This is a genomic window from Streptomyces sclerotialus (assembly GCF_040907265.1).
GTDB classification, from domain to species: Bacteria; Actinomycetota; Actinomycetes; order Streptomycetales; family Streptomycetaceae; genus Streptomyces; species Streptomyces sclerotialus.
Genome location: NZ_JBFOHP010000002.1, coordinates 1,097,960 through 1,118,617, shown reverse-complemented (window position 1 = coordinate 1,118,617; position 20,658 = coordinate 1,097,960). Strand labels below are relative to the sequence as shown.

General features: G+C 67.5%; 17 protein-coding genes. 7 read left to right on the top strand and 10 right to left on the bottom strand.

Going from position 1 to position 20,658, the window contains the following annotated elements:
* Positions 1-427 precede the first annotated feature (427 nt).
* The 8 genes from AAC944_RS05060 to AAC944_RS05025 all read right to left on the bottom strand — a co-directional run bounded on the left by AAC944_RS05060 (position 428) and on the right by AAC944_RS05025 (position 10,874).
* Positions 428-2,410 (bottom strand): ABC transporter ATP-binding protein, encoded by a 1,983-nt coding sequence (locus AAC944_RS05060; RefSeq protein ID WP_051871557.1) that lies wholly within the window; start codon positions 2,408-2,410, stop codon positions 428-430.
* A complete protein-coding gene (locus AAC944_RS05055) occupies positions 2,407-2,958 on the bottom strand; it encodes an NUDIX domain-containing protein (protein WP_078888417.1) in 552 nt (183 codons plus the stop codon). The genes AAC944_RS05060 and AAC944_RS05055 overlap by 4 nt, the downstream gene beginning before the upstream one ends.
* A gap of 7 nt (positions 2,959-2,965) precedes the next feature.
* Positions 2,966-4,036, bottom strand: a complete 1,071-nt coding sequence (locus AAC944_RS05050; protein WP_368396880.1) for a thiopeptide-type bacteriocin biosynthesis protein — start codon at positions 4,034-4,036, stop codon at positions 2,966-2,968.
* Between the two features lie 11 nt (positions 4,037-4,047).
* Positions 4,048-5,202, bottom strand: a complete 1,155-nt coding sequence (locus AAC944_RS05045; protein WP_030611535.1) for a lanthionine synthetase C family protein — start codon at positions 5,200-5,202, stop codon at positions 4,048-4,050.
* Positions 5,199-8,237 (bottom strand): lantibiotic dehydratase, encoded by a 3,039-nt coding sequence (locus AAC944_RS05040; RefSeq protein WP_368396879.1) that lies wholly within the window; start codon positions 8,235-8,237, stop codon positions 5,199-5,201. The genes AAC944_RS05045 and AAC944_RS05040 overlap by 4 nt, the downstream gene beginning before the upstream one ends.
* Before the next feature lie 74 nt (positions 8,238-8,311).
* Entirely contained in the window at positions 8,312-8,497 is a 186-nt protein-coding gene (locus tag AAC944_RS05035) for an FxLD family lanthipeptide (RefSeq protein WP_037771720.1), read from the bottom strand.
* Positions 8,498-8,575: 78 nt separating this feature from the next.
* On the bottom strand, positions 8,576-9,802 hold the full coding sequence (fxlM, locus tag AAC944_RS05030) for a methyltransferase, FxLD system (RefSeq protein ID WP_030611539.1): 1,227 nt from the start codon (positions 9,800-9,802) through the stop codon (positions 8,576-8,578).
* Positions 9,803-10,490: 688 nt separating this feature from the next.
* Positions 10,491-10,874: a DUF6415 family natural product biosynthesis protein gene (locus tag AAC944_RS05025; protein WP_258052513.1), complete on the bottom strand. Its 384-nt coding sequence runs from the start codon at positions 10,872-10,874 to the stop codon at positions 10,491-10,493.
* A 110-nt stretch (positions 10,875-10,984) separates the two neighbouring features.
* Here AAC944_RS05025 and AAC944_RS05020 point away from each other — a divergent pair, with 110 nt between their 5' ends.
* The 3 genes from AAC944_RS05020 (at position 10,985) to AAC944_RS05010 (ending at position 13,828) form a co-directional block, all read left to right on the top strand.
* Positions 10,985-12,295 carry a helix-turn-helix domain-containing protein gene (locus tag AAC944_RS05020; RefSeq protein ID WP_078888419.1) on the top strand — a complete coding sequence of 437 codons (1,311 nt, stop codon included), beginning with the start codon at positions 10,985-10,987 and terminating at the stop codon, positions 12,293-12,295.
* A 14-nt stretch (positions 12,296-12,309) separates the two neighbouring features.
* The gene (locus AAC944_RS05015; RefSeq protein ID WP_030611546.1) at positions 12,310-12,675 is read left to right on the top strand and encodes a hypothetical protein; all 366 of its coding nucleotides are present in this window, start codon (positions 12,310-12,312) and stop codon (positions 12,673-12,675) included.
* A gap of 424 nt (positions 12,676-13,099) precedes the next feature.
* A complete protein-coding gene (locus AAC944_RS05010; protein WP_146074927.1) occupies positions 13,100-13,828 on the top strand; it encodes a hypothetical protein in 729 nt (242 codons plus the stop codon).
* Positions 13,829-14,590: 762 nt separating this feature from the next.
* Here AAC944_RS05010 and AAC944_RS05005 read toward each other — a convergent pair.
* Positions 14,591-15,004 carry a pyridoxamine 5'-phosphate oxidase family protein gene (locus tag AAC944_RS05005; RefSeq protein WP_030611550.1) on the bottom strand — a complete coding sequence of 138 codons (414 nt, stop codon included), beginning with the start codon at positions 15,002-15,004 and terminating at the stop codon, positions 14,591-14,593.
* A gap of 856 nt (positions 15,005-15,860) precedes the next feature.
* On the opposite strand from AAC944_RS05005, the gene AAC944_RS05000 reads away from it, so the two are divergent.
* Genes AAC944_RS05000 through AAC944_RS04990 form a run of 3 tightly spaced genes read left to right on the top strand, consistent with a single transcriptional unit; the run spans position 15,861 to position 18,513 of the window.
* On the top strand, positions 15,861-16,193 hold the full coding sequence (locus AAC944_RS05000; protein WP_258052500.1) for a hypothetical protein: 333 nt from the start codon (positions 15,861-15,863) through the stop codon (positions 16,191-16,193).
* Between the two features lie 3 nt (positions 16,194-16,196).
* A complete protein-coding gene (locus tag AAC944_RS04995; protein WP_258052501.1) occupies positions 16,197-17,357 on the top strand; it encodes an MAB_1171c family putative transporter in 1,161 nt (386 codons plus the stop codon).
* The gene (locus AAC944_RS04990; protein ID WP_030611555.1) at positions 17,341-18,513 is read left to right on the top strand and encodes an amidohydrolase family protein; all 1,173 of its coding nucleotides are present in this window, start codon (positions 17,341-17,343) and stop codon (positions 18,511-18,513) included. Before AAC944_RS04995 ends, AAC944_RS04990 begins: the two co-directional genes overlap by 17 nt.
* Positions 18,514-18,618: 105 nt before the next feature.
* Here AAC944_RS04990 and AAC944_RS04985 read toward each other — a convergent pair whose 3' ends face one another.
* The gene (locus AAC944_RS04985; RefSeq protein WP_490368259.1) at positions 18,619-18,861 is read right to left on the bottom strand and encodes a hypothetical protein; all 243 of its coding nucleotides are present in this window, start codon (positions 18,859-18,861) and stop codon (positions 18,619-18,621) included.
* Positions 18,862-19,331: 470 nt separating this feature from the next.
* On the opposite strand from AAC944_RS04985, the gene AAC944_RS04980 reads away from it, so the two are divergent.
* Positions 19,332-20,636, top strand: a complete 1,305-nt coding sequence (locus tag AAC944_RS04980; RefSeq protein WP_103830415.1) for an IS701 family transposase — start codon at positions 19,332-19,334, stop codon at positions 20,634-20,636.
* Positions 20,637-20,658 lie beyond the last annotated feature (22 nt).

Below are 20,658 nucleotides of genomic sequence, written 5' to 3'. Positions count from 1 at the left end.
TCCGGCGGTAGTTGTGGAACGGCGGGCTCACGCCGACTCGAACAGAGTGCAATCCATAGGGTCCGCCCCGCAAAACGCCCTGACCTGCACATCTGCACTACCGATGGATCGCTGCAGAACGTCCGCAGTGGCCCTCCATGGCCGCGAGTAGACCAGAGGTTTACCTTCAGGTCGTCAACCCTGGACGATTCGCAATATGGCGCCGATGGCCTGGGACAAGAGCAGGAAGTAGGCGGTCGTCATCAGCCCTGGAGCGTTCGCAACTTCTCCTGGCCGTCGCCGTCCACGGCGATCTCCGCGGTCGTCATTATCCCGGAAGCGATCGTGCCGTCCGTGAGGAGTTAGATGAGAAGAACGCCGCAACCGGCTCGACCGTCAGGAGTCATCCGGTGAGCTGCTGGAAGGCCTCGCAGGGGGCGTGTACGTCCTAGCTGTCCAAGGTGGGTGCCGGAGGAGAGCCGGTCGAGCGTGCAGGAGGAAGTGGCTGGTCTGCCTCGGGGTGGAATTGCCGACGCTGCAAGTCGTACATGGCTCGGAAGCGGCCTGCCGGCATGGCGTCAGGATCCATGAGGTCTGCGAAGCTCCCGTGCTCGGTGACCTGGCCATGGTCGAGGCAGTAGATGAGGTCGGCGTGGCGGACGGAGTGGAGGCGGTGAGTGATCAGAACGATGGTCTGGCCCGTGTCGGCCAAGTCACGGATCTTGTTGAAGACGTCTTCTTCGGATTCCGCGTCGAGGGAGGCGGTGGGTTCGTCGACGATGAGGATGTCGCCGGCGCGGTAACGGGCGCGGGCGATGGCGAGTTTCTGCCACTGGCCGCCTGAGAGGTTGTGGCCGCCTTTGTAGCCGCGGGCGAGGAGGGTGTCCAGGCCGCGGGGCATGTCGTCGATGATCGGCTGGGCGTCGGCGTAGTGGATGGCGTCGTCGAGCCGGTGGTCGGTGATGGGTGCTTCGGGGCGGCCGATGGTGATGTTGGCGCGGGCGGTGAAGGGCCAGCGGTAGTAGTCCTGGCTGACGAGGGCGACGCGGGAGAAGAGGGCGTGGCGGTCGGCCTCTGCGGTGCTGACATCACCGAGGAGGATGTGTCCGTCGTCGGGGAGGTAGAGGCCGGCGAGGAGTTTGGCGGTCGTGGTCTTGCCACTGCCGTTGCGGCCGACCAACGCAATGATCTTGCCGGTGGGGATGGTCAGGTCGAGGCCGCGCAGGGCCGGCTCGTCGTCCCCGGGGTAGGTGAAGGTGACGTTCTTGAAGCGGACGGCGTCGATGCGCGCGGGCAGCGGTACGCCGCCGGTGGAGATGGCGCGTTCGTCGGCCTCGGTGCGTATGCCGTCGAGGTCGGCGACGAAGAGGGCTTCTTCGTAGAGGAAGTTGGCCTGGCGTACGAGGTTGTCCAGGGCGCTGGAGCCGGTGCGGATGGCGATGACGGCGGTGCCGCCCACGGACAGGACCATGACGCCGGTCCACAGCAGCCAGCCGAGGGTGCCGAAGGTGATCAGCATGGCGAGCCCGGTGCAGCAGGCGGCGATCAGGCCGGTGCGGGCGGCCAGGCGCGCCAGGCGGGCCTGCTCTTGCTCGGAGTCCTCGGCCATGAGACGGAAGTGCTGCAGGAGGAAAGCGCCGATGCCGTGGACGCGGATTTCGGCCGCGGCTTGGTTGGAGACCAGCAGGTCGCTGATGAGGCGGCCGGCGCGGGCGTGTTGCATCCAGGCGTGGAAGGACTGGTACCGCCGCCGGGCTACGGACAGCGATGCCCAGGCGCTGGGCACCGTCGTCAGCACGATCAGGGGCAGTAGGGCGGGGTGCAGGGCGGTCAGTACGCCGACCGAGGCGACCAGCGAGAGCAGCGCGTTGATGATGGAGGTGCTGTACGGGATCATGCGACGCGCCGACGCCGCACCGAACCGCGCGCTCTCCTGCCGCTTGCGGTACTCGGCGTCCTCCACCGCGGACAGCTCCACCTTGGCGGCGGACTGGAGGTAGATCTCGGTCGCCACCCGCTCGACGGTGGGCTCCAGCACCCCCGTGCCCTGTACCGACACCGCCTTCAGCAGCGCGCCGCACACCCCGGTGACGCAGGCGATGACCAAGGCAGGCGCTGCTTCGCGTAATCGCTCGGCGGTGGTGCCTGCCGCCAGCAGGGCGGCCAGTACGTGATTGACCTGCACCATCCCCACCGCCTGGGCGGCACCGCGGCCGATCTCGGCGGCGACGACCCTGTGCAGCGCGCGGGCGTCGGCCTGATGGGCGAGTCGGGCGGTGAGAGCGAGGAGCCGTGGCAGACGCAGCACCATCGCCAACAGGCTCATCTCCAGGAAGGCGCCGTGATGGCGCGTCCAAGCGAAGTCCTCCCGTAATCGCCCACCGAAGAGCAGCCGTTCGGAGTCCGACATCTTCTCCTCGGCGGTGGTCATCGGCGTACCTCCTGTGTGCCCGTCGGCTGCTGGTCGTCCTCCAGGTACAGCGGGGCGTCCTGCGCCCCGGAAGCTGCCTGCACGGCGGCGGCCAGGAGCGGCGCGTTCGTCCTGTCCATCACCGTCAGGGCCGCCTCGGGCTCCCACCAGTCCCAGCCGAGCAGCTCTCCTTCCGGGACGCGGATGCGGTCGTAGTGCTGCGGGGAAATGGTGGCGCTGAACACGAAGAGGTGGCACGCGCGAGGATTGCTGTAGTTTCCCGGACTCCCGCTGGACAGCCACTGCACTACAAGGAGGCGGCCCACTTGGACCGGTACGCCGGTCTCCTCCCTGCCTTCCCGCTCACAGCACTGGAGCGGTGTCTCTCCGCCTTTGGGCCCGTCGTCGGTCTTTCCGCCGGGCATCACCCAGTGCTTCGTCCCAGCGTGGTGGACCAGGAGCACGCGCCCGTCCTCGCGCTGAATGAAGGCGGCGGCTGCGGAGGTGACCAGGGCTCGTTGCTGCGGAGAAGGCGTGGACTGCGGGAGCGTGGACATTGGGTCATTCATGCGGTGATCACCTCGGGATCTCGTGGAGATGCAGTGGCACGTACTGCGTCAGGCTTTCGACCTGACGGTCGTCCGGACGGTGTCCTTCGTGCTGCGGCGGTGAGCAGGAGGGGCCTGCCGTCAGCGTCCGAGAATGGCCTCCCCGAGCGGCGCGTGACCAGATGGACTGCTGTCGGAGTGTGAACCCCATGCGGTTCCAGTGGAAGAGCACATGGCGCGCCAGAACACCGCGCATGCCGAGGGCCAGTCGCCCGTTGTTCCAGGCGTCCGCAAGTGCGAGACCGCCCTGCTCCAGCCCTTGGAACCAGTCCCGTACGGGCGTGAGGGCGCCGTCCGCCAGCAGAGGCTGGACATCGATCAAGAGCAGGCGGCGCAGGACACCCGCCATGCTGCTGACCCGGTCCGGGGGCACGCCCTCTGCGAGAGGACGGTGTTCTTCTACCTGCCCCCACACATCACCCTGTTCGCCCAATTCGAGGCCCGCGGCGCGCATCAATAGCGTCATCGCCAGGAGCGAGGTTGCCTTGGCGTCCAGCAGCGCTTCGCGACTGTCGCCGGCGACGTGGAGGTAGTCGAGGACACCGATGCTGTCGGTGTGGAACAGCTCGTGCGCAATCTTCATGCCAGCCGGACCGCCAAAGGCGACGGTCTCAGGCTCGTACGGGAAGCGGCGCCAGGCTGCGACTGCACCCCGGGCGACGCTGCCTTCGAGCGCTTCGGTGATGGGTGCGATGGCGTCCTCCTGGGGCGCCTGCGGGCTTGGACAGAGGCGGAGTCTCCAGCACGGATACTTGCGGACGAACCACCAACTGCCCACCGACCCGTTGCGTAAGGCGGGCACGAGGCAGGAGCGGAAGGTTCGTTCCGCGGTCGAGTAGTCGGTGAACTGGATGTTCAGCTGGTGCCATCCGACGGAGCGGACATCGAGTGCGGCCCGGCCGGCGGCCCGGTATCGCTCGATGGACTCTGCGAGCCGTGCGGGGGAGGTGCCCGCGGACCGGGCAGCGTCCTCGATCGTTGCTCCTCTAAGGACAGCCAGTACGGCGTCTTCGGCCTGGTTCGTATCGTGAGGGGGCATGGGCCCTCCACTCACGCCAGCAGAAGGCAGGTGTCCCACTGCCCGCGAGGTGTGGCGCCGAGCTCATCACCGGCGTCCTGGAAGGCGAGGGCGGCCCCGGCCTTGCCATTGAGGAATCCAGCCTCCTCGGGTGGCTCGACAGTCAGGAAGCGGCGCTTCACCAGGTCGAGTCGGTCTTCGAACAGGGCAGGGACCTCCGCGTCCTCGGCGACCCGCTGGAGGGTGCGCAGGAGGCCGCCGAAGCCGTGGCACAGGCCGCGCCCGTCGATCTGGTTCAGCTGGTCCGGATCGTCCAGGCAGTGCAGCAGGGCGCGTTCGGCCATCCGCTTGCGGTCGTCGTCACCGAGGACGATGGCGGCGAGCTGCTGGGCACGGACCACGCCGGGGGTGCCGTAACACCAGGACGGCGTGGCCGGCTGGGGTTGAGCGGCGCCGCGGTGGCTGACCCAGCGGGGCCAGTGAATGACGCGGGAGTCGCTCTGACGGATCTGGTCGAGCCACCGGCAGACGCGGCGGATGGCATCCTCGTGCCCATCCACCGTGACTCCGGCACGCATGGCCAGGGCCAGCAGAGCGAGCGGGCCCGTGATGCCGTGCGCCATACCTACGTTGGCGTGCCCGCCCGGCGTGGCCGTCTTGTCGCTGGCCGGGGCGTGCCTGACCCACCAGCCGGGCAGCGGTTCTCCCTCGGGCCCGGTCATAGGTTCGGTCAGGCGGACCAGGTACTCCAGGACGCCCTTCATCTCCGGGCCCTGCGGCTGTCGGCGCAGCAGGAGGGCCCCGATCCCGGTCAGACCGCGGAAGACGTCGTACTCGGCGAACTCGGCGTGACGGCCGGCATCGATGCGAGCGTGTGCGGCGGCCAAGCGGGACCGGGCATGCGCGGCCACAATTCCGTCGAGGGTGTGAAGCGCTCCGGCGTACCGGTCCGTGCCGTCGGCGGCCAGATGCAGGACGAAGGCCATCGCGGGGGCGCCGAGGTAAAGGCTGGCGTCGGTACCGTCGATCAGCGGTGTGACGCTGGCGAAGGCGCGGTGCACAGCTTGCCAGTCGCCGGTGCCGCGGCGGGCCCGCTCGATGTGGAGCAGAGTCATGCCGAGGTGACCGTGTGCGAGGGACTGGCGGCCGGCCAATGAGATGTCAGTGGTCGGCAGGGCGGTGGTCACTGTGCGCCTCCTTGGTGGCGGATGCTCCAGGACTGGGCGGCTGCTCGGGCGATCCGGCGGCAGGCCGCTTCGGCCTCGGGATCGACGCCCGCGACGCGGTTGTGGTGCATGTGCAGCAGTGACGGCAGCACACTGCCTGCGGCAATACCCGCAGCGTCGAGCGCTTGGCGGTAATCGACGAGAGCCGCCTGCCGTGCCTCCCATGCATCCACGACGGCGTGCCCGCCACTGAGGTCGCTGAGCACGGTTCGGCGGTCGCCCACGTCCGTCAGCTGCATAGTGAGCGCCTGGACATGCCGCGGTGCCGGCTCGCCATCACCGCGCAGCAAGTGCCGGAGCAGCCAGTCGTTCCCGGCTTGCCGAGAGCCGAGGAAGCCCGCAGCGATGTCCACAAACGAGGCTGCGGTGACAGCCGGCTGAAGATCGGCGGATATGGCCAGGGACATCTGTGCCAGGGCGGCGGTCGAGTCGGCCACGAAGATCGCCTCCGCAGCTGCCAGAGTGGCCCCGGTTCCGTAGCGGCCCGCCTCCGGCCGGTCGGTGTTCCACTGCAAGCGTTGGATCAAGCCTTCTGCGCACAGCTCCGCCGCCCACGCCGCCACGGTCTGCGCCGTGGCACCGAACGCCTCCGGGCCGGGCTGCCGCAGCCGCAGTCGCAGGTGCGGGTCGGGGTCCGCGTACCGAACGAACCATGCTTCGGTCGGCGCGTTGCCCCCATGGCGCAGCAGACGGGGGAGGTGCGCGGTCAGAACCTCCGGTGCGCGAGCAGCGCTGCCGTACAGCTTGACGTACGCCCACTCCGAGGACCCCGGCATGCGGTCGGAGTTCCGGTCGGCCAAGACGGCGGCGTGATGCGCGGGCGCCGGAGCGGGCTGCTGATCGGACGCGAACAGCATGGTCACCTCATGGGCCCGGCCGGCCCAGCCGTACGAGCTCTCCTCGGGTGCCTCGTGCAGCACGGCGGTGTCGTGCCGGCGCAGCTCGGCGCGCAGCAGTTCTTGATGGACGGGAACATCAAGATCGAGCCGGAGACGCTGATCGCTGCTGCCGACGTACACGGTGCGGGGCACCCCGTACTGGATGCGCCAGTTGGTGAAGCGGAGCATCCAGTCCTCTCCGTCACCGAGATCGCTGGCGTGCAAGCGCCACAGGGCCGCGGACAGGACGGTGCGTCCGGCACGGACCTCCGGGAGGAAGGGCAGGCGCGTGGCGGCTCCCCAGAAAAAGGGCAGTAGGACGGCCGTGTGAGCGCGGTGCAGTTCACACAGGAAGCGAACGAGCGGGTGGGTGCTATTGGACAGCTCTACCGCGTTCATGACAGAGGGTTCGATGAGCCGGCCGGTCGACAGCGATACCAGGTAGAAGCGCATGGTGTCGGCCATGACGCCAAGATCTTCCAGGTCGAGAGTGGCGTCGGGGTTGTGTTCGCCGATTGCCAGCAGGTCCGAGACGACGGCGGGAGAGCGGCTGACGTTGTTGATCGGCACCTTCAGCGGCGGACTGGATACCTGAGCGCGAACCGCACCCGCGGTGAGTGTGGGCATGGAGGCGTGGACGGTGCGTACCCGGTCGCGGTCCGCCTGCTCCAGCGTGGGCAGGAAGCGACCGGTGGTGGTGCCGGCCGCGAGGGACAACCCTGTGGTGGACAGCGTGAAGCGTCCCTCGTCCAGGGCGCGTATGGACCGCGCGAGCACCGTGAAGGTGAACTCGATGTGCGCGGGGACCTGGGAAGCTGTGCCGACGGAGAGGGCTTCGATATCGTCCTCGGTGAGCACGACCTCGCGCCGATCGGACAGAGCCGCGTCCTGGGCGAGCGCGAGGAGATGCTGGTCGCGGGGCGTCATGGCCAGGACGGGCCGCTTCAAGACCGTGCCGCGGTAGCCGACGGGGAAGCCGAGTCCGGTGTCCGGGTCTGTGAGATCACGTATCGGCACGATGGTGCCCATGCTGTATCGCTCCAGAAACCGCGTGCGGTAGTCCTGCCAGGCCGGAGCGCCGTTCGGGTACGGCGTGATGCGGGCGATGACCTCCAGGGCGCGCTGCGCCTCCGCGGCGACGGCCTGGGGCAGAACGACGTCACAGTCCGGGCGCAGGTTTACCGCGAGGTTGCGGTCGGGGATGCCGGCGAGGCCGTTTATTGCTTCGCTGGCTTGGTCACGGAGAGTTCGCTGGGCGGCTGGTTGCGCGCGGTCGTGTTGGTCGAGAAGTTGGTGGACATGGCGCAGCTTCGTCAGAGTCGGGGCGACGGACGAGTCTCCGAGGCCGGCGTCTTCGAGCTGGACGATGAGGTGGCCGAGTGCATCGTCACAGGTCATCGGGGCGGAAAGGCTCGTCAGGAGTACGCGGTGAGCGACAAGGCCGCGCACCATGCCTTCGATCTTCTCCGCGGGAGTATTGGGGTAGTCGGCGTGCAGTTTCGCCACGATGTCGCCCACTGTGATCGGGGTACAGGCCAAGGCGAGAGCCAGCTCCGCTGCGCGGGTGCGCCGAAGGGTCGTCGCGGTGGGCCCCTTGGCGCCCGGCTGGTGCGGCACGGAGATCTGCGCGCCGCGCACGGTACAGGTGGGGTCGGCGACTACAGGCAGGCGCCGCAGCACGTCCGGGTCCGCCTCCAGAGCGGCGATGATGCCGTGCAACCACAGGGCATCGGCCCTGGCGAACGCCTTGTGCTGCGTGCCCCAGCGAACCTGTGCCGGCCGGCCGACGTGTACGGGGGCTGCCCCAGCGAAGAGGCCGAAGGGCGTCGCGCGGTACTGCATCCGTAGTAGGTAGCGGGTCAAGGAGTGCGCGGTGCGACGGATGCGGGAGCGTCGCGCCGTGCCGTCGAGGACCTTGCGGATACCTGCTGCTAGGACAGGCGCGGCGAGTTCGATGGCGTCAGCGCGGGAGTCGTCCCTCCACACTTGGCCGATCCACTGGCGGCAGTTTTCGGCGTCGGCGGCTGTGTCGCTGATCGGGGCAGGGCAGGAGGGCAGCGACGGCGTCAGCGGAAACGCGGACACTCTGATCATGCCCACATCAAGTACGTGATACATGGCTGGGCCTCCTTCGAGGACTGCGGTGCCCGGGGCGGGCGGGTCTCGTCCCGCCCGCCCCGAGCGGAGCCGGGTCAGCCGCAGGTGCTGTTGGAACAGGCGGACTGGCAGGTCGACGTGCAACCGTCACCGGTGTCGTTCAGCAGGGCCTGCACCACGGGAGCGGATGCCACGGTCTCGATGTCGAGGTCGAAGTCCGATCCGGAATCGGTCGTGAACGGCGTCCCCGTCTGCGGCTTGGTCGCGATCTGTGGTGCCATCTCGTCTCCTCGGTTGAAGGAAATGGGTGAATGTGCGGATCGTGCTGGTACTGCCACCCGGCTACGACGCCGAAGTCGTCACGGCCAGGAGATCGTGACCCGCGTGCGCGGCCGGTCGATGACCCGGCCCGCGGGAAGCTGGTCGTCCGGCGTGTTCGCCGGGAAGACCTCGATGCGCGCCTGGTGGCTGCGGTGCTCGCCGTTCCACTTCTGGATCTCGTCGACGAGGCGCTCGGCGACCTTCTGGGCGTCCGGCCCATGACCGACCGCACCCAGCTCGTACCGGTCCGCCTCATCGGTCGCCCGGGACGTGCGGTAGGCGAAGCTTCCGCCGTCCACAAGCGTCGGAATGCCGATCGGAGAGGCGACGGCGACGATGCCGCGCTGACGTGCTGCAGGCTTCGCAGCCATCAAGGGCAGATTGTCCAGGGCAGTGGTCAGCCACAGATCCAAGTGGTCCTTCGGCTCCATGCCCCCGACCGTCACTCCCGACCACGCCTCCGTCCGCGGGCCGGCGAGTGCCGACCGCAGGGCCTCGATATCGGGAACGGGGTGGCCGTCCAGGCGCAGAGCGACCTCGGCGCCCTCCTCGTCATGAAGGGACTCCAGACGCATCCGGTTCTCGCCGGCGCCGCGCATCGGCACGAAGCCGCACTGCTCGAACCCGTCGCTGACCAGGCGCTTGCCGTTCCGGATGAACGCGATGGTGCGCGTCATGCTGCGCATCCGCAGCGGCACGACCAGCCGACCACCGTCTTTGAGTTGCTCGATCCAGGCGGGAGGGATGTCTGCCGCCTGCACCGTGACGATGATGCGGTCGTACGGCGCGTGGCCGGGCACGCCGCCCTCGGCGTCGGCCGTGACCACGGTGATGTTCCGGTAGCCGGTCTCCGCGACGAACCGTTCCGCGCGCTCGGTGACGTCGGGATCGATGTCGACGGTGACGACGCGTCCCTGCTCGCCGACCATCTCCGCGAGATAGGCGGCATTCGGGCCGCCGGAGCCGATCTCCAGCACCGTCATGCCCGTCTTGATGCCGGCCTGCTCGATCTGCATGGCTTGAACCCGCGGGGCCGACACGGAGCTGATGTCCACGCCGTTCTCGTCGGTCTTGGTGATGGTGGCGGACTCTGCCTGGTAGGTCTTGGCCGCCTCCACCTCGGGGGTAGCCAGGTGCCGGGGGACGGCACGGAGGGCGGCTACTACACGGGGGTCACGGGCAGCTCCGAGTTCGATGAGCTGCTGCACCATCGCGTCGCGCATCTGCTGTTCGGTGGGAGTCTGTTGGCCGGTCTCAGTGGTCATGTCGGGGACGTTATCCACGTGTGGTCTCCTCCTCGGCGCTGCGCGCCGAGCACGGGTTGAGCGGATATTTCGAGGCGCCAGCGGCAGGGGGTAGGGCTCGCGCGTCAGGGACTCTGCGCCGCCTCGCGCCGGAATGCGCAACCGAGTTCCGGAGCCTGTCGCCTCTCAGGCGAGGCATCACCGCGTTGCTCATGCAGATGGCCTGACCCACCCTGACCGCTCGTCCTGTCCTCATCAGTGGGGACGGCCAGGGTGGGCGTTGTGCCGCCCGCTGCCGGGTTTCCTGGTGCCGGGCGTTGGGGGAGCCTGCCGTCCGCGGTACGTCCGGCAGGGGGCCTATGGGAGGGAGTAACGCTCATCTTGTTCTTGATCCACTATGTGGACCAACTCAGCGATGCAGGTCTCGCAGGCAAACATGTGCCCACAGCCCTTGGGGGTCCTGGCCGGTCCGAGCCACATCACAGGAATGCCTCGTCGACGGCAGTAGAGCTTGCAGCGGGGGCCGACGACCCAGCAGTCGTGCACGCTGTCTTGCGGAGGAAGGGTTTCGGCTCCAGCGGCAACCGGGTGCCGTTCCGGCGTGGGCGGTTCCTGGAATGAGGGCGGGGGCGTGTGCCGACGGTGCAGTTTCTCGCCGACGGCGAGTGCGAGCCGGCAAAGGGAGGGGGGAATCGCGTACATCAGCCGATCACAGGGCGGTGGGGCGCTTCAGGTACAGGTCGCGGAAGGCGGCGGTGATAGTGGCCAGGTTCCGCATGTGTTCCCACGCCTGGTAGTGCGTGGTCTCTGCGGTGGGACGCTTCTGCAGGTCGAGAAGGTTGTGGGCGACCCGGTACAGGGCTCGTACCGCTGGACGCTCCTTGGCACGGAAGTCCACTGCCTCCATCAGCAGCCGAAGGTGCTTGTGCAGCTCCACCGTCCGGCCGTCGATGGCGTCCCGCGGCGGCATGCTCACGCCGGGAACGAGGGCGAGTTCGATGGTCGTATTGATCAGGTCGATGTCAACCTCTTGGTGCGCATCCAACCTGATCTCCGAAGTGGGTGGCTCGACCGCGCTCTCATGGGTTCCCATCACGTGCCGGCCTCCTTTCCTGTGAGCCACGGTTTGGCTGACACATCCAGGGAACCGCTTCGAGGCGCAGCGCTCCACGGCATCTATGCGGCACTCTTGATGCAGATCTGATGCACGGCTGCGCAGCACGGGTACGCCCGGACGAGCCGGGGAAGGGAACCGCAGTGGGGTTGGCTAAGCGGCGGAAGGCTCTGGGTTACAGTCAGGAACGACTTGCCCACGCGCTCGGCGTGGACCGCACAACGGTCCAGCGCTGGGAGAACCACAAGGTTTCGCCGCAGCCGCCGATTCGGCCGAAGCTGGCGGAGCTGCTGAACATCGACCTTGACGAGCTGGACGTCCTGGTGGCTCCGCCACCGCCTCCTGATGAAGCCGCAGGGTTGCCATCAAGCGATGATCACCACGGCTCTGGGGACATAGACGACATGATTCGACGCGAATTCCTGCGCGCGATTGCCGTAACCGGCGCCCTGACCGCTTTGCCGCTGGATGAGGCCGAAGCCCTGGCCGAGGGAGTCCGCCGCGGGACCTCCTCCGACTTCGCACGGATGAACAGCCATCTTTGGCAGGTCTACCAACTGGCCCGTTCCAAAGGCTCGGTGTACCCGATCGTGCGCGACCAGTTGACGTCACTCAACGGTGCCCTGGCCAACCGCTCGGATGCAGAAGTACGGGCACTGTGCAGCGCTGCCGGCGACCTGTTCCAGCTTGCCGGCGAACTGTCCTTCGACGGGAACCGCTACACCGACGCAGCGGCTTCCTACATGCTGGCCGCGTCGGCGAGCAAGGACGCCAAAGCCTTCGATCTGTGGGCCTGCGCGCTGACCCGACAGGCGTATGTGGATGTGTACGAAGGGCGGTACCGCGAAGCCGCAGGCGTGCTGTCGGCTGCCGAAAGGGTCGCCAAGCGCGGAGACAGCTCCCTCTCCACACGGCACTGGGTGGCCGCCGTACAAGCGGAAGCCTTCGCCGGCCTGGGAGACCTCACAGCGTGCGAGCGAGCTCTCGACGAAGCGGAGGAAGTGCAGAACCTCGCCACCCCTGCTCACAACGGAGGCTGGCTGAGGTTCGACGGCTCTCGGCTCGCCGAGGAACGTGGCGCCCGGTACGTGCAGCTCGGCCGGCTCGACCTCGCCGAAACAGCGCTGACGACCGCGCTGAAGCAGGGCGCTCTCGCCCAGGGGCAGTCCTTCCGCCGGCGCGGTGCCGTGCTCACCGACCTCGCAGCGATCGGCGCGAAAAGGCGGGATACGGACCAGGTGATCACGTACGGCCGGGAGGCGCTGACCCTGGCCCGGGAATCTTCCTCCGGCTACGTCGCCCGTAGACTCCAGGGCCTACGAGCTGTGATCGGCCCGCTGGCCCGGGATCGGAGGATCGCCGAGCTGGGAGCGGAGATCAGCGCACTGAGCACGACGTGACGAGAGGGGCCAGCATGTCGCAGACCGAGGGCGCGCGACTGTTCCGTGAAGCGTGGATCGCAGGCGTTCACCAGCACTTCCCCGGCGAACCGAAGGCCGGCTATGTGACGCCTTGGGAGGACACCCCTGACTGGGAGCGTGCAGCGGCTGGTGCCGTGTACGAGCAGGTGCGCCAGTTCCTCGATCTGAGCGGCGGCCACGCTTCGCGGCTGTCGCGCGAGCAGAAGGGGCGCTTCGTGGCGACGTGCTGGACTGCCCAGATGTACAAGCACTTCGAAGACCCCAAGCCCGGCTATGTCGCGGACTGGCCCGACCTGCCGCAATGGCAGCAGGAGACCGACTCGGACATCTTCGAGGCCATTGAGAAGAGCCTGAACTAGGCACAGGTCTCGTGTCCCGGGGCCGCGGCGCGAGCCTCCGGGACATGGGAAGCACCCGGTGCAACCTCGTGTGGGAAGCCGAGTGGGTCTCGTCGGGCAGCGCCGTACGGAGAAGGATTGGTTCGTCCACGACACCCATGCCAAGGCGCGCGACGCAATGCTGCGGGCCGCTTTCAGGCACACCTGCTCAGGGCGGTACCGATGATGCCCGGTACGGGGCGCTGACACGCCACCTGCAGGCTTCTTCGGCCCATCCCTTGCGAGAGTGACTGGACCAGTCCCGGTGAGGATAGCTGGGCTGCCTTGGACTCCTTTGCACCCCGGATCAGACACGAAGAACGTGCACTTGACTGGCCCGCGGCACAAGGTTGATCCATCTGTTTCGGTTTTGATTGGCCAACGTGCGCACCCCATACTGCCGTTCATGATTAGCGCACCTGCCACGGAGCTGAACGGTGAATACACGGAGTGCCGCCTCGGGCGCTCAGACTTGGTCGCCTTGTTCACCCGTGCTACTGGCCACGTCCCGCCGGAGCACGTCAGTGTCGCGACAGTGCACAACAACACTCGCTGGACCGCGCGCTTACTCCCTGACCTGATCAACGAGGTCACGTCATCACCGAACTACGATGACCGGGAACCATGGGACAACCTTGAGTTCAAGGCCGCGGACCCGGCCGGTCGAGTCGAGGTCCAGATAGGCGTTACGCGCAAGACGGTCACGGTCAGGGTGAGTGGTACGGACGACATCCTCGTTTACGGCCAGCAAGCCCGCATCGAACTTTTTCTGAAGAATCGCGGAGCTAAGAGCAAGGACGAGACGGGGCGTGCCTTTGACTGGCAGGTGACGCTCTTCATGCCGTGGCTGGCGTTTGTCGGGTTCGCAGCGCTTACTGAGACGCCGCCGAACCTCCCGCCGGTGCCCGTGCTGGCGAAACTGATCGCCTCTCTTATGTGCGTCATGGGGGTGGTCTACTTCGTGAAGTACTCGTTGAAGTTGTACAGGGACCGCCCGAGGCTGGTGATCCTCAACGACATCCCGTCCGGCTGGAACCACTACACGCCGTCAGAGAAGATCGCAGTGGTCGGTGTCTACGTTGCGGTGCTTGGCGCGGTCGCGGCTGCTGTTTCAGCGGTTTCGGACGTCCTGTAGAGCGCCTGACCTGCTCGTCCACTCGCCGTCCGTATAGCTCGCTACGGTGATCACCAGGAGCTGGAGAAGAATCTCTCCGAGCTGCTGCCCCTTCGTGAGGGTTGTCTGGCCCCTCCACGTCGCCGGAGAGTCGGGTCAGGTGAATGGGAAACCCGAATGTGGCCTCCGAGACGCCCATGACGCTGCGCAGGGGCCGAGTGTGGTTTTCGAAGGGCGCGCTTGGCTGCACGTCAGGCGACTGCGCTAGGCAGGGAAGTCTCCTACCAGGTCGAGCAGTCCCCTTCGAAAGGCAGAGCAATGACCCACTCGCTGGTCAATTATTTCTCGGTTCCTGGCTAACACCCAGCCTCCGGGATGAGACGTCGGGACCCTACCGGAGGAGCGCCCGCTGGCGGCATGGCACTGCTTCCTGGCTGAAGGCCACTGAATACCGACATCAGAAGTGCACTCAAGACCGGTGAAGGTATCGGGGGTACCTTCGGTGCAAGTCGCCCCGGCACCAAAAGACCGGACAACGAACCCGCACATACTGCCTCGCTCGCCGTCCCCGCCACCACCGCTCAACTCCCGCCTCACGCTCGCGAGCGGTGACCGCCGGCCCACCGACAAAGGACCACTCGAAAGCCCAGTTCGCGCAGCTCGGCCGGGCTCGCGCCCAGGGGCCGCCCGGCTCCCGTCTTGAAGTTCTCGCACAGCTTCTTCTCGGAGACCGGGTCTATGCCGATGGCCTCTGAGGCGGGTGATCCCCGGATCGCCGCCTAGCTAGGGCAACGTCGCTCGGCCCATCACACGCTCGATCGTGACGCTGATCACGACGCGCTCCGGATCCGGGGCCGGCGTGCGCCCGTACCGCGCGCCGTATCGCTGAACGGCATCGTCCACGGCGTCGGGGTCGGTGAGGACTTCCGCTGTTCCCTCCAGAGTCGCCCAGCGGCCCCCGTCTACCTGGCAGAGGGCCACGCGCGCCCCGCTGGGCTGCGCAGCCTGGATGTTGGCGACCTTCTTACTTCCTTTGCGAGTGATAACCCGTGCGACTCCCGCATCGGCGTCGACGGTGACGCCAACTGGCACAACGTGTGGCCGTCCGTCCGGCCTGATCGTCGTTAGCGTGCACAGATGGTATTCGTCCCAGAACCTGAGGTAGTCATCGCCTTGGTCGTGAAGCACCTTAGACATGGCTGAAACGGTAACTCCTGCCTTGGTTCGATCCGGCCGAGAGTGGCCACATACACAGATCACCTTTCGGGGCGCATATGGGGCGTCTGGGTGCCCGGCGGTCAGCGCTAATGCTCAAATATCTCGAATCGGTAACAATCCTCAAGCGAGGGCTGCGGCTGAAATGGGCATGGTGGGCATCGGAAATGCCAGCGCATGGATGTAGGTCAACGATCAAGTGTCCTGTTCATGCTTTTTGTGTGAGTGGGGTGTGCGTCGGGATGTGGGCTGAGGCATCGATATCAAGCCTCGGTCTCGTGCACGGATCACGTATCGTCCGCATGTGGCGCCCGACGCCCCGCTGGATTGTCCAGTGGGGCGTTATTGCTTGTTCGCGGTAGTGATCATGAGGCGCCTTCTGGGGGTTTGGGCGGAGTCCGTGACCCCGTTCAAGCCGCTATAGAGCGGTGCGTCCCGACGTACCCCCGACGACCGCGTCTGTCGTGCATGCGCGGTGGCAAGTTGGACGGGGATGGCTCGCCTGGCTCCCGAGTGGAGCTGCTCGGCCGGTACGGAAGGGACTCGAATGCGATCGGGTACGAGTGGTCGCGCTCTCGCTGGCAGCGTGGCCCATCTTCGGGGTGCGGCGTCGCGCTGGTGGAGGAGCCGCCGGCTGCAGGTACCGCCGACCGCTGAGGCAGAGCTTCTCAACCGGATGCGCCGAGAGCTCCGTGACCTTGGCATCCACCCGCCGCTCGACATGGCCCGTCTGTGCCAGGCGCTCGGGGACAGACGGGGACGTCCGATTGAGCTGGAAGCGAGGCGGCTCACGACACTCGGCCCCTCGGGCCTGTTGGTCGAAACGTCCCGACGTGACGTGATCATCTACCAGGCCGAGACGACACGGCTGCACCAAGACCACATCATCCTCCACGAGCTGGGGCACATCCTCGTGGCTGACGACGCCGGCGATGAAGAATCCGAGGACGCTGTCGAGACCTGGGCAGATCTGATCCCGGTGTTCGAGAACGAGATGATCCGCCGGGTGACCCAGCGCTGCTCGTACGAGTCGGAGGAAGAGTGCGTCGTTGAAGCGGCAGCGACGTCCCTGCTGGAGTGGTCCTCTGTGGAAGGCGCCACCCCGTTGGCGGAGGACCCTTCCCTGCGCAGGGTGCAGTCGGTCGTCGGCGACCAGCGCGGCTGGCGGTAGCCCGTGTTTCATCTGCTGCTTCTCGTCCCGGCCGCGGCCGTCGTCTGGAAGCTCTACCAGCTTGCGCGGCACCCGAAGGATGCGCCCCTTCGCTCGGTGACGCTGTGCCTCGTGACCGCAGTGGCCTCCTACCCGTTCGCCTTGCCCAACGTTGCTTCTGAAGCATCGATGAGTGCTGACCATGGAGCAGGGAAGATCGCGCAGAACGTGCTGCTGCTGGGCACGGTGTACTTCCTTATGTGTTTCTACCTGTACTCGGCAGACGAACAGGCCGGCGGACGCCGGGCACGCAGGGAAGCGGCCGTGGTGGTGATGGTCGCAGCGCTTTTGATCGCCGACGCAGCGACCGTCCCGCACGACGTCTTCGCCGGCTCGTACAGCACCGCGGACATGACCATCCCCCAGGTCGCGTTCTTCTACGGCCTGGCAGGTGCGTATCTCATGTATGCCCTGGCGGTCGCGGGGAGATGGACCCGGCGCTGTGCTCGCCAGTCGAGCCGACCACATTCCACGGGTCTGTGGATGGCTGCTGTTGGACTGAGCGCGATGGCCGTCGCCTGCCTGGTCAGAGGCGTCATGATCCTCATTCGCTGGCGCGGGGGAATTGTGCCACAGCAGGTGACGGCCGCCGTCGCGTTCTTCCTCGCTGTAGCGATTGTGCTGTTCGTCGTCGGTATCACCTATCCCGCCGTCCGCACGCGGATTACCTCTGCGCGTTTGTGGTTCCGGCACCGTCGAGACCACCGCCGCTTGGCGCCGTTGTGGCAACTGCTGGCCGAGGCGTATCCCGACAACGTCCTGATGCCCTGCTCCAATGACCCTCGCGAGGCACGCCGTGTGCGAGGCGTACACCGGCGGTACTACCGCCGCATGGTGGAGTGCCGAGACGGACTCGTTGACGTCAGTCCTTACCTGGCTGGGGGAGAGGACGAAGATGGACTCCTCGACCTCACTCCCGAAGAGCTGGCCGACAGGCTCCGGCGAGCCGTGCAACGCGTTGAGCAGGGAGCCCCAGCGCCACGGCGCGCCATGCCGCTGGCCATCTCTGATGGAGGAGATCAGGAATCCGATGTCCGTCAGCTGATCGCCATCTCCGAGGCCCTCAGCTCATCCAGCCACCAGCCGACCAACCGAGGAGAACCAGTCGATGCTGATCACCGCTGACCGAATCCTGGTGAGCACCGGCACGTACCTGGAGGACGGCGCAGTCCTCACCGACGGCGACGAGATCATCGCGGTAGGCCCCAGAGAAGAGATCAGCCGGCAAGCAGGACCTGACGTCCGGCGTGTCGAGTTCACCGGCACGGTCATGCCTGGCCTCATCGACGCCCACGTGCATCTCATCTTCGACGGGAGCCCGGACCCCGTTGCCGCACTGCAGAACAGCGACGAGGTACTGCTCGACCAGATGCGGCATCGGGCTGAGCAGCTGCTGCGCAGTGGCGTGACGACGGCGCGTGACCTGGGGGACCGCAACGGTCTGGCCTTCCGGGTCGCTGAAGAGGTCGAGGCCGGCCGGCTGTCTGGCTCGCGCATCCTCGCGGCCGGCACCCCGGCGACGCCGCCCGGCGGACACTGCCACTTCCTTGGCGGAGAGGTCACCGGTGAGACGCAGGTCCGTGACCTGGTCCGGCGCAACGCCGAAGCCGGTGCCGCCGTCATCAAGGTCATGACGAGCGGGGGAGGGCTCACCAAGGACGGCCCGCGCAGCTGGCAGAGCCAGTTCTCTCGCGAAGAGCTGCAGGCCCTGGTCGAGGAGGCTCATGCCGCCGGGCTGCCCGTCGCCGCGCATGCGCACGGAACGGAAGCGATCACCGAAGCCGTCGACGCCGGCGTCGATACCCTCGAACACTGCACGTGGATGACCGAGGACGGATTCGACCTCCGTCGCGACGTCCTCCAGCGCATCATCGACGGGAACATCACGGTCAGCACGACCGTGAGCCCGCACTGGCGCATGCTGCCGAAGGTCTTCGGCGAGGAGCGCGCGAACCTCATGTTCGACCAGATCCGGCAGATGGCCGACGCCGGAGCCAACATGATTGTGGGCACGGACGCCGGGGTCCAGCGCACCGGCTTCGACGGCCTGCCCGGCGCGCTGACCTTCTACGCCCACCTCGGCATCCCGAACAACGCCATCCTCGACATGGCGACCCGCCGGGCTGCCGAGACGCTCGGACTCGGTGCGGTGACAGGACGAGTCGCCCCCGGCCTCCGCGCTGACCTCCTCCTCGTTGACGGTGACCCGCTCCAGGACCTCGAAGCACTGCAGCGGGTCCGGGCTGTCGTCGCCGGCGGCCGTATGCACGAACAGGAGTAGGGCTGGCCGGTGTTGCGCCAAGTGCCACTGGGGCTCGGCGGCGCCCGGCCTTCGCAGTTTTAGGGCACTGGTTGCGTGCGCTCCGTGCGGTGGCTCGTTCGCGGGTCAGGACTCGGGACGCTGCGCGGCGCGCGACGGCGGAGGCGGCACACGGGTGCGTTCGATCCTGGACCAGCCCTCGGGCGTCACGCGGTAGTACTCCCCGTCGTCGCCGTCCATCCGCGAGTGGGCGCGCACATGCACGTAGTCCTCTTCGAGCCGGTACGTGAAGCCGCCCATCATGCCGACCACCTGGAAGAAGATCTCCACGGCCGGCCCTTCCGTCAGGGGAGCCAGCGGCGGCAGCAAGTGTTCGATCTCTTCGAAGCAGCGGCCGGTGCGCTCACGTAGCAGCGCATGGAAGTGGTGCTCCAGCGCCTCCGGAGGAGAGGGTGTCGCACCAGGACCGGCTCCAGGAGCTCCAGCAGATGCGTGTGCCCCTGCTCCCGCGCGATGTCCACGGCGCGCCGTCCGTCCCGGGTGCGTTGCGTGCGCCAGGCGCCGTGCGCGACCAGTCGGGAGACGATCGCGAAGTCCGCGCCGTGCCAGGCTGCCTGATGCAACGGGGCGAAGCCGCTGCGGTTCCCGGGGCGGGGCAGGTTGACCCGCTCCGGATGCCTGCCCAACTCCTCGAACAGGCCGTTCCAGTCTGCGTTCCGGGCCGCGTCCGCGAGCCGGTCCGGGGAAGCCCCAGCCGCCGGGATCAGAACCTATGGGGCACTACTAGCAGTGCTTCGTTAGCTGTGCCGATCTTGCCTGCTTAGCGGCATGGTGGCGGTATGAGGCTCGGGGAGGTGGAACGGCTCCGGGGTGAGTTGTCCGGATTCGTTGCCGAGGTGTTCGGTTCGCTGCCGCGGCGGGATCAGCGGCGGTGGGGTGAGTGCTATCTGCGGGGCTTGATGCTCGACGGCCGGCGTAGGTCGATCCAGCCGATGGCCGAGCGGTTGCCGGATGGGAACATGCAGGCTCTGCAGCAGTTCGTGAACCAGTCGCCGTGGGAGTGGACACCGGTGCGGCGGCGGATCGCCGAGCGATTGTGCGAGGTGGTACGGCCCGAGGTGTGGGTGATCGATGATGTGTCTTTTCCCAAGTGCGGCACGGCCTCGGTGGGGGCGGCCCGGCCGTACTGCGGGGCCTTGGGAAAGCGGGCCAACTGCCAGGTCGCCGTCAGCGTGCACGCGGCCACCGACAGCGCCTCCTGCCCGCTGGAGTGGGAGCTGTTCCTGCCCCAGGAGTGGGTGGAGGATGCCCGGCGCCGCCGGTCGGCGGGGGTGCCCGGCGAGGGCGGCCACGTGACCAAGTCACAGCTGGCCTTGGGCCTGCTGGACAGGTTGGCGACCTGGCTGCCGGCCGTGCCGGTGATCGTGACTGATGCTGGTTACGGCCGCAGTGTCTCCTTCCGCCTCGCCCTGGAACGGCGCGGCTGGTCCCATGTGGTGGCGGTCGACCCAAGGAGGTCGCCCGGCCGGCCGCGGCGGAGCCGTCTTGGCCGGCCTATGGCGGGCTGGGGCCGCCGACCCTGCCGCGCTATCGCAGCCCGGCCCCTGCCCGACCTGTTAGGGGAGGCCACCACCTTCTCCGAGGTGGCCTGGCGCCAGGGCAGCAAAGGAGAGCTGACCTCAAGGTTTGCCGTGCTTCAGGTGCGTCCGTCGGGCAAGGAGGCCAGCCGCGTCGCCCAAGAGCAAGGCGGCGGCCGCAACCGCTGGGACGGGGTGCTGCCCGCGCGGACGCTGCTGGTCGAATGGCCCGAGGACGCCCCGGAACCAACCGGCTACTGGATCTCCAACCTGCCTCCCACCACCCCGATAAAGGAATTGGTGCGGTGGGCCAAGATGCGCTGGCGCATCGAGCACGACTACCGCGAGCTCAAGCACGGCCTGGGCCTGGACCACTTCGAGGGCCGCACCTGGCGTGGCTGGCACCACCACGTCACCCTGGTCACCGCCGCCCAGGCATTCCTCACCCTCCGGCGTCTTGACCCAAAAGCCCGCACACCGGCCTCACCCTCTACCAAGTCCTCGACGCCCTGCAGGACCTCCTGCGGTGCTGGGCCGGAACCTGCACCACCTGCGGACGCCCCCTGACCAAGGCCAGAACCTAACGAAG